4 protein-coding genes are annotated in these 9,018 nt (G+C 66.9%); all 4 read left to right on the top strand.

Going from position 1 to position 9,018, the window contains the following annotated elements:
• Positions 1–2,529, top strand: a 2,529-nt coding sequence (locus tag F4X11_10420) for a TonB-dependent receptor (protein ID MYN65428.1), incomplete at its 5' end; no start/stop codon positions are given.
• 407 nt (positions 2,530–2,936) lie between these two features.
• The gene (locus tag F4X11_10415) at positions 2,937–6,320 is read left to right on the top strand and encodes a hypothetical protein (protein ID MYN65427.1); all 3,384 of its coding nucleotides are present in this window, start codon (positions 2,937–2,939) and stop codon (positions 6,318–6,320) included.
• Between the two features lie 115 nt (positions 6,321–6,435).
• Positions 6,436–7,986, top strand: a complete 1,551-nt coding sequence (locus tag F4X11_10410) for an ATP-binding protein (GenBank protein ID MYN65426.1) — start codon at positions 6,436–6,438, stop codon at positions 7,984–7,986.
• A gap of 151 nt (positions 7,987–8,137) precedes the next feature.
• Positions 8,138–9,018, top strand: an 881-nt coding sequence (locus F4X11_10405) for a TonB-dependent receptor plug domain-containing protein (protein MYN65425.1), incomplete at its 3' end; no start/stop codon positions are given.

Raw genomic sequence — 9,018 nt, 5'->3', positions numbered from 1 at the left:
TACGACCTGAACGTCGCCCACGGCGGGCCGCTCATCCGCGACAAGCTGTGGTTCTACGGCAGCGGACGCCGTTTCAGCATCAACGTGCCGGTCACCGACAGCTTCTACAAGAACGAGACGGGGACGGCGCCGCGCTACATGCAGACGGAGAAGTACCCCAACGGCACCGAGGGTCTCCGGCCGGGCGTCAACGACGACCGGATCACCAGCGGTTTGCTGCGCCTGACCTGGCAGATGAGCCAGAACAACAAGTTCTCGGCCTACCTGGACCGGATCATCAAGCAGCGGTTCCACGACTACGACGCGCGCGTAGACGTCGGCACCGCGTCGCGCCACCACGGCTCGCCGATCTACTACGTTGGTGCGGCCAAGTGGACGTCGACCATCAGCAGCCGGCTCCTGCTCGAGGTGGGCTACTCGACCAACGTCGAGAACTGGAGCAACGTCGACCAGGAGGCCGACGTGCCGAACGGGCCGGGCCTCGGGCTGCGGGGCGGCGGCGTCGGCCCGCACACCCAGCTCTTCGACACGAGCTGGCCTTCCTGCGTGGCGACTCCCTGCTATCCGGGCGTCGGCGGCTATCCGTCCCTCGGCAGCGCGGCGCTGATGGCGCAGCTTCCGGGCAGCGGCGTGGACGGCGGCGGCATCCATCCGTTCTACGCGAACACCCTGCGGCGGGATACGGTCAACAACTTCGCCGACCGGTACCACTGGGGGAACCGGAACGCGTACGTCGAGCGCTTCAACACCAACTCCTCGCTGTCGTACGTCACCGGGTCGCACAACCTGAAGATCGGCATCATGAACAGTTGGGGGCCTTTCCGGCTGATCGAGCAGGAGAACGGCGCCCTGCGGCAACGCTATCGCGACGCGATCCCGTTCCAGATCGGCCGCACCAACCACCCCATCGACTACTCGCTCGGGTACCAGGACATCGCGATGTACGCGCAGGACACCTGGACCATCGACCGCCTGACCCTGAACCTCGGGCTGCGGTGGGAGACGGTCAACGGAACCGTCGATCCGACGAACCGGCTGCTGCACACGCGATGGACGGTGCCGGCCACCCTTCCCGGCAAGCAGAACATCCCGGACTGGACGGACATCGCGCCGCGGATCGGTCTGGCCTACGACGTGTTCGGCGACGCGTCGACGGCGCTGAAGTTCTCTTGGGGACGCTACAACGCGTCGGTCACCCACAGCCTGGCCGACCGTCTGCATACCGGCAAGGCCCAACGGCAGAACCTCGCGTGGTTCGACTGCGCGATGATCACGGTTCGGCACGGCAGCGCCTCCAACCGATGCGCCACCATGGCCGAGCTCGACGCCATCTCGCCGGGCCTCGGCGCGGTGGCCTACGGCAATTCGGGTCTCACCGACTGGGGTGATGCGCGGGTGGCCGGGTCGGTGCCGGGTCACGGCACCAACGGCGACGACTACGTGCAGGACTGGGAGGTCGGTCTCGCGAGCGCCGACTTCGGCCAGGGGACCTCGACACCGATCCTCGACCCGAACGGCCTCGACAGGCCCTGGGTCGGCCTGACCAACATCGGGATCGAGCGCGAGCTCTGGCCGGGGCTGTCGGCGAGCTTCAACTACTACCGCCGCGACAGCTACGGCACGCTCATCGAGGTGAACCGGGCGCTGTCGGTCGCCGACTTCACGCAGTTCCAGTTGGCGAACCCGTGTGCGTCGAATCCCACCCCCGGCCCGGGCGGCTTCGGCTGCACGACGAACGGCGCCTCCATACCGGCGACGTTGCCGGTCTACGTGTTGAAGCCCGAGGCGCAGGGACGGCCACGCGAGCGCGTCTACACCAATAGCGACGCGGATACGGGGTACAGCGAGACCTACAACGGGTTCGAGAGCGGCTTCAACGCGCGCCTGCCGAACGGGACCACCCTCTTCGGCGCCTACACCTTCGAGCGCAACATCATGACCCGTTGCGACTCGGTGGACAATCCGAACCGCTGGCTCTTCTGCGACCGGTCCGGGACGCATGCGCTGAGCGGGCAGGACGTCGGGCCGTCGTACGACATGCCGTGGCTGCACGAATTCAAGCTGTCGGGCACGGTGCCGCTGCCGGGCGACTTCCAGTTCAGCGCGACCCTGCAGTCGTACACCCCGCGCGAGCTGCTCGCCACGACGTCCTTCTCCGGCGACAGCGCGTCGGGGCTCAATGGCGGCGGCGGGTTGTGGGGCGGTCTGCTGGCGCTCGGCAACGTCGGCTACTCGGTCAAGAAGGCGGAGATCGAGGCGGCCGGCGTGCCGTTCACGAGCAGCCCCTTCATTCCGCTGATGGCGCCCGGCTCGACGTACCTCGACCGCCTGAACCAGTTCGACATCTCGTTCCGCAAGGTGTTCCAACTGGCCGGGGGGCGGCGCCTCAACGTCCAGGCCGACGTCTACAACCTGCTCAACGGCGGTCCGATTCTCGAGGCGACCAACGCCCACGGCGGCAGCCTCGGCCGGCCGCGCCGGACCATCCAGGGCCGGTTCCTGCAGCTCGCGACGCACCTCTACTGGTAGAGGACTCGTCCGACCGCGGTCGCGCGTGACCGCACGCGCGACCGGTCGATTTCAGGGCCGGGAAGCCGAGCGCTTCCCGGCCCTTTCCTTTGGGGCGCGCCCAAACCCTCGGGCTGCGGGCTCGCCACCGCCTGCCGCCGTGGGGCGGTTCGTGCCGTCCGACTCCAAGATATTGGAGTACGCGAGGGTGGGATCCAGATGTTTGGATACGGGGCCCGTCGATCAATGCATCCCCGTCGCGTCGCCCTGGTCCACTAAACTCCTGCAATGCATCGACTTGTCATCGCAGGGGGGCAGTGTCGGACCGGCTGCACGGAGAAGGAATGTTTTTTGCTTCGATGCATTCCTCGACTTGCTGCAGTCCGTGGTGATGCGAGTCGTCGCAACGCGTCAGAGGAGGACAACCCATGAGACGTTCGTTAACGGCCGTCGCTGCGCTGGCGGCTCTGAGCCTGGCGCCAGCCGGGGCATTCGGGCAGGCCGGCAGTCAGATCATCGGGGAGGTCACCGACAACACAGGTGGCATCCTGCCCGGCGTCACCGTCGAGGCGTCCAGCCCGGCGCTGATCGAGGGCAGCCGCGTCGCGATCAGCGACGGGGCAGGTCGCTACACCATCGTCGACCTGCGCCCAGGCACGTACACCGTGACCTTCACGTTGCCCGGATTCTCGGTCGTCGTGGTCGAGGATCAGGACCTTCCGGCCGGCTTCGTGGCGACGGTCGACGCCGTGCTTTCGGTCGGCGCCCTCGAAGAGACGGTCACCGTCTCCGGCGAGGCGCCGGTCGTGGACGTTGCGACCACCCGCCGCGTCGAGGTGCTCGACCGCGAGGTGCTCGACGCTATTCCGACCGGCAACAACCTGCAATCGACCGCGCAGTTGATTCCGGGCATCAAGTTGAACCGGCCGGAGGTCGGCCTGACGACCGCGGCGCAGCAGACCTACATGTCGGTCCACGGCATGAGCGTCCGCCAGACCACGGTCGCCGTCGACGGTCAGCTCGTCATGAGCTCCGGGTACGACGGGGCGAACCAGAACTACAACAACCACCTCGCGAACCAGGAGATGGTTTACGAGACGAGCGGCATCTCGGCCGAGACTTCGGCCGGCGGCGTGCGGATCAACATGATCGGCCGTGAGGGCGGTAACGCGCTGAGCGGGCAGCAGTACTTCGGGTTCAGCCAGTCCGGGCTGCAGCAGGACCAGCTGACCCAGAGGCTGGAGGATCGCGGCGCCTCGTCGCGCGAGTCGATCGACCTGATCTACGACTTCAACAACGCCCTCGGCGGTCCCATCGTCCGCGACCGGTTCTGGTTCTTCGGCAGCTTCCGCCGGTTCGAGATCGACAAGCCGACCACCAACAGCTTCACGCGGAGCGACGACGGGTCGGTGCCCCGCTACTTCCTGCACTCCCGCTACGGCATCGACGCCGACGGCAGGGATTTCAACCAGAAGCTGCCGGGGGTCGACGACAACAGCGTCACCAGCGGGTTGCTGCGCCTGACCGCGCAGATCAACCAGAACAACAAGTTCTCGGTGTACATGGACCGCATCATCAAGCAGCGGTTCCACAATCACGGCTCGGTGCAGGACGTCGCGACCTCGGCGCGGCACCACGGCTCGCCGCTCTACTACGTGGGATCGGCAAAGTGGACCGCGACACTCAGCAGCCGCCTGCTGCTCGAGGCGGGCTACTCGACCAACGTCGAGAACTGGAGCAACATCGACTCGGAGGACGACGTGCCGTTCGCCCCCGGGCCTTCGTTGACGCCCAACGGCATGCACACGCAGCCGCTCCCGGCCGGTCTCGCCACCTGCCAGAACACTCCCTGCTATCCCGGCGTGGGCGGATACCCGGGGCTGATGATGCAGGGGTCGATGAACCAATACGGTTCGACCATCGATCCCTGGTACGCGATCACCCACCGGCGCGAGAAGACCAACAGCTTCGAGGACCGCTACCACTGGGGCGACAGCCACGCCTACGTCGAGCGGTTCAACTACAACACGTCGATGTCGTACGTCACCGGGTCGCACAACCTGAAGATCGGCCTGATGAGCAGTTGGGGACCGTTCCTCGAAGACCTGAAGAAGAACGGCGCCCTGCGGCAGGAGTATCGCGACGGCGTTCCGACGACGGTGCGGGTCACGAACCACCCGACGTATTTCAGAATGTCGTTCCAGGACGTCGGGGCCTACGTGCAGGATACCTGGACGATCGACCGGCTGACGCTGAACCTGGGGCTCCGGTGGGAGACGTTCGCCTCGAACATCGAGGAGACGCCGGCCACCCTGCGGCGGTTCACCAACTGGGATTCGGCCTTTCCCAGACAGGAAGGGGTGCCGTCCTGGACGAACATGGCGCCGCGCCTCGGGATGGCCTACGACCTGTTCGGTGACGCATCCACCGCGCTGAAGTTCTCGTGGGGGCGGTACAACGCCTCGAACATCTTCAACTACGCGCGCGACTTCCATCCCGGCGGCTGGCAGCACCATGAACGCGACTGGTTCGACTGCGCGCTCAGCCCGACCACCCGCAACACGTGCGCGACGTTCGCCGAGCTCGAGGCGATCTCGCCGGGTCTCGGCGGCGTGGCCTACGGCGGCCGCGACCCCAACACGACCTACGAGAAGGGGGTTGCGGGGTACACCGGCCACCAGCAGCACGGCGGGACCAACGGCGACGATTACGTGCAGGACTGGGAAGTCGGCGTGACCGCGGATCCCGGGTTCGGCGGGCCGATCGGCCGGCCGCGGCAGGATCCGGACGGCGTGGCGCGGCCGTGGGCCTCGCTCTTCAACGCCGGGATCCAGCGCGAGATTCTGCCGGGGCTGTCGGCGAGCTTCAACTGGTACCGCCGCGACAGCTTCGACGGCATCCTGCAGCGCAACGCCGCCATCGGGCTGAATGACTACGTTCCGTTCCAGATCGCGAATCCGTGCGGTTCGCAGACGCTCGAGGGCAATGCCCTCGGGATGGCCCCCAGCGGCTTTCCGTGCTCGACCCGCGGTGTCTCCGCGGAGCCGACGCTCACGGTCTACAGCCTCACCGACGAAGCCCGCGCGCGGACGCCGGATCACCTCGTCATCAACACGTACGGCGACGACGGCTATTCGGACCAGTACAACGGGTTCGAGACCTCGTTCAACGCCCGGCTGCCCAACGGGACGAACATCTTCGGCGGCTGGACGATGGAGCGGAACCTGCTCACGCGGTGCGACACGCGGGACGATCCCAACGAACTGATGTTCTGCGACCCGACGGGTGCGTGGGGGGCGGATTCGTACGGGGGCTACGGCGTGCCGTGGCTCAACGAGTTCAAGGTGTCGGGCACGCTGCCTTTGCCGGGCGGCCTCACGTTCAGCGGTTCCCTGCAGTCGTACAACCCGCGCGAGCTGGTCGTCGGCGGCGGCGGCGGCCAGAGCGCGGGCGGCCTGAACGGCGGCGGCGAGCTCGAAGGCAGTCTCACGCGTACGGGCAACGTACGCTGGAACGTGCCCAAGACCGATGCGTACTATCCGGAGGGAGTCCCCCGGACGCAGACCATCACCATCCCGTTGATGGCGCCGGGGTCGGCCTTCCTCGATCGCCTGAACCAGGTCGACATCTCGATCCGCAAGGTGTTCGAGATGGGCAACGGCATGCGCTTCGACGTGCAGGCCGACATCTACAACATCATCAACGGCGGTCCGATCATCGAGGGGCAAAACTTCTTCGGCAGCTCCATGGGCAACGTCACCCGGACGGTCCAGGGGCGGTTCCTGCAGTTGGCGACCAACATCCACTGGTAGGCGAGCAATCCAACCCCGGCGGCGCGTGACCGCACGCGCGGCCGGTCGATTTCAGGGCCGGGAAGCCGAGCGCTTCCCGGCCCGTTTTTTGTCCGGGGGATAATGCTCCCGGAGCATGACGATCCGACGCAGGTTGCCCATCGGCATGCAGACCTTCCGGGAAGTCCGGGAGCGAGGCTGCTACTACGTGGACAAGACCGCGTTCATCGGGCGCCTGCTCGACGAGGGCAAGCACTACTTTCTCTCGCGCCCGCGGCGCTTCGGCAAGAGCCTGTTCCTGGATACGTGCAAGGAACTGTTCGAGGGCAACGAGCCGCTCTTCGAAGGGCTCTCGATCCGCGACCGGTGGGACTGGTCCGTGCGGCATCCCGTTCTGCGCCTCAGCTTCGGCAGCGGCAACTTCAAGGACCCGGATCACCTTTCCGCGAACGTCATGGCCCAACTCGACGCCGTGGAACGCGGGTCCGGGGTCGTTTCCGGGTACGAATCGGCATCGAACCGGTTCGGCCACATGCTCGAGGCGCTGCACCGGCAGACCGGCCGGCCCGTCGCGGTGCTCGTGGACGAGTACGACAGGCCGATTCTCGACGCGCTGGAAGTGCCGGACGTCGCGCGTGCCAACCGCGACTTTCTGCGCGGTCTGTATGCCACCATCAAGGACGCGGATGCGCACGTGCGGTTCACCTTCATCACCGGCGTGAGCAAGTTCTCGAAAGTCAGTCTGTTTTCCGGCCTGAACAACCTCACCGACATCACTCTGGATCCCCGCCATTCGGCAATCTGCGGCTACACCGACGGCGACCTGGACACCGTGTTCGCGGCGGAACTGGCGGGCCTCGACCGGGACGAGATCCGCCACTGGTACAACGGCTACAGTTGGCGCGGCGAGGAGAAGGTCTACAACCCGTTCGATATCCTGCTGCTGTTCCGCAACCGCGAGTTCGACGCCTACTGGTTCGAGACCGGTACGCCGGCCTTCCTGATCGAGACCCTGGTCGAGCGCGGCGTCAGCGCGCCGGCGTTGGACGGGATGGTTGGCAGTGCGAGCCTGCTGAGTACTTTCGACGTGGACGCGATCACGCCGGAGGCGCTGCTGTTTCAGACCGGCTACCTCACCATTCAGGGGACGGAGTCGCGCGGCGGGAGGACGCGGTTCCGGCTCGGCTACCCGAACCGGGAGGTGTTCCAGAGCCTCAACGAGAGCCTGCTCGCTCACCTGGCCCGCGACCCGCACCGGGAGCGCAACGGCGACCGGCTCTACGAGCTGCTGGCGGCCGCCGACGTTCCGGCCCTGAGGGAACTGTTCCACGCGTTCTTCGCCGGCATTCCGTACGAGTGGTACGCCAACAACGACATCGCCCGCTTCGAGGGCTACTACGCCAGCGTCTTCTACGCCTACTTCGCTTCCGTGCTGGGTACGGGGATCACCGTGGAGGACAGCGTCAGCCGCGGCCGCGCGGACATGGCGGTTCGGTTCGGCGGGCGCGTGTACCTGTTCGAGTTCAAGGTGGTGGAGCAGGCGGGGCCGGGCGCCGCGCTGGCGCAGTTGAAGGCGAAGTCCTACGCGGACAAGTACCGCGGCCTGGGTGATCCCATCCACTTGATCGGCGTCGAGTTCAGCAGCGCGTCGCGCAACGTGGTGGCGTTCGACCACGAGACCGCCTGACACGCCGCGGCACGATGTCGCCGGTTCCGTTTTCGGATCCCGCCAGGGCTCCCGCGGCGCTATACTGCCGGCACGGCGGGTTTCGCCCGCCATTGGCCGCTTCGGACGTCGTTCGTTCGCCTCGCGCACCAGCCTTGTGAGGAGGATCGAGATGAGACGTCGTTATTCGGCCGTCGTCGTACTCGCCGCCCTGGCGCTTGCACCCGCCGGGGCTCTTGCCCAGGGCACCAGCCAGTTCGCCGGGGTGGTGACCGACAACACCGGCGGCATCCTGCCCGGCGTCACCGTCGAGGCGTCGAGTCCGGCGCTCATCGAGGGGAGTCGGGTCGCCATCACCGACGGCACGGGGCGTTACCTGCTGGTCGACCTGCGCCCCGGCAACTACACCATCACCTTCACGCTGCCCGGCTTCTCGACGGTGCTCGTCGAGAGTCAGGAGTTGCCGGCCGGCTTCACGGCGACGGTCGATGCGGTGCTCTCGGTCGGCGCCCTCGAGGAAACGGTGACCGTCTCGGGCGAGGCGCCGGTGGTCGACGTGCAGTCGATCAGCCAGGCCGAGGTGCTCGACCGCGAGGTGCTCGACGCCATCCCGACCGGCCGCAACTTGCAGTCGACGGCGCAGTTGATCCCCGGCGTCAAGATGAACCGCCCGGAGGTCGGTCTGACGACGGCGGCGCAGCAGACCTACATGTCGGTCCACGGCATGAGCACGCGGCAGACCACGGTCACCGTCGACGGACAGCTCGTGATGACCGCCGGCGGCGACGGGGGCGTGCAGAACTACAACAACCAGCTCGCGGCGCAGGAGATGGTCTACGAGACGAGCGGCATCTCGGCCGAGACCTCGACCGGCGGGGTCCGCATCAGCATGATCCCGCGCGAGGGGGGTAACACGCACAGCGGGCAGAACTACTTCGGGTTCGCCGACGGCGCGTTCCAGGGGGACAACTTCTCGCAGCGGCTCCAGGATCGCGGGCTCAACTCGACCGAGTCGATCGACTACGTCTACGACCTGAACGTCGCCCACGGCGG

The sequence above is a fragment of the Acidobacteriota bacterium genome (assembly GCA_009861545.1).
Classification (GTDB): domain Bacteria; phylum Acidobacteriota; class Vicinamibacteria; order Vicinamibacterales; family UBA8438; genus WTFV01.
Note: the sequence above shows the minus strand (reverse complement) of the source record. Positions and strands in the feature narration are given on the sequence as shown.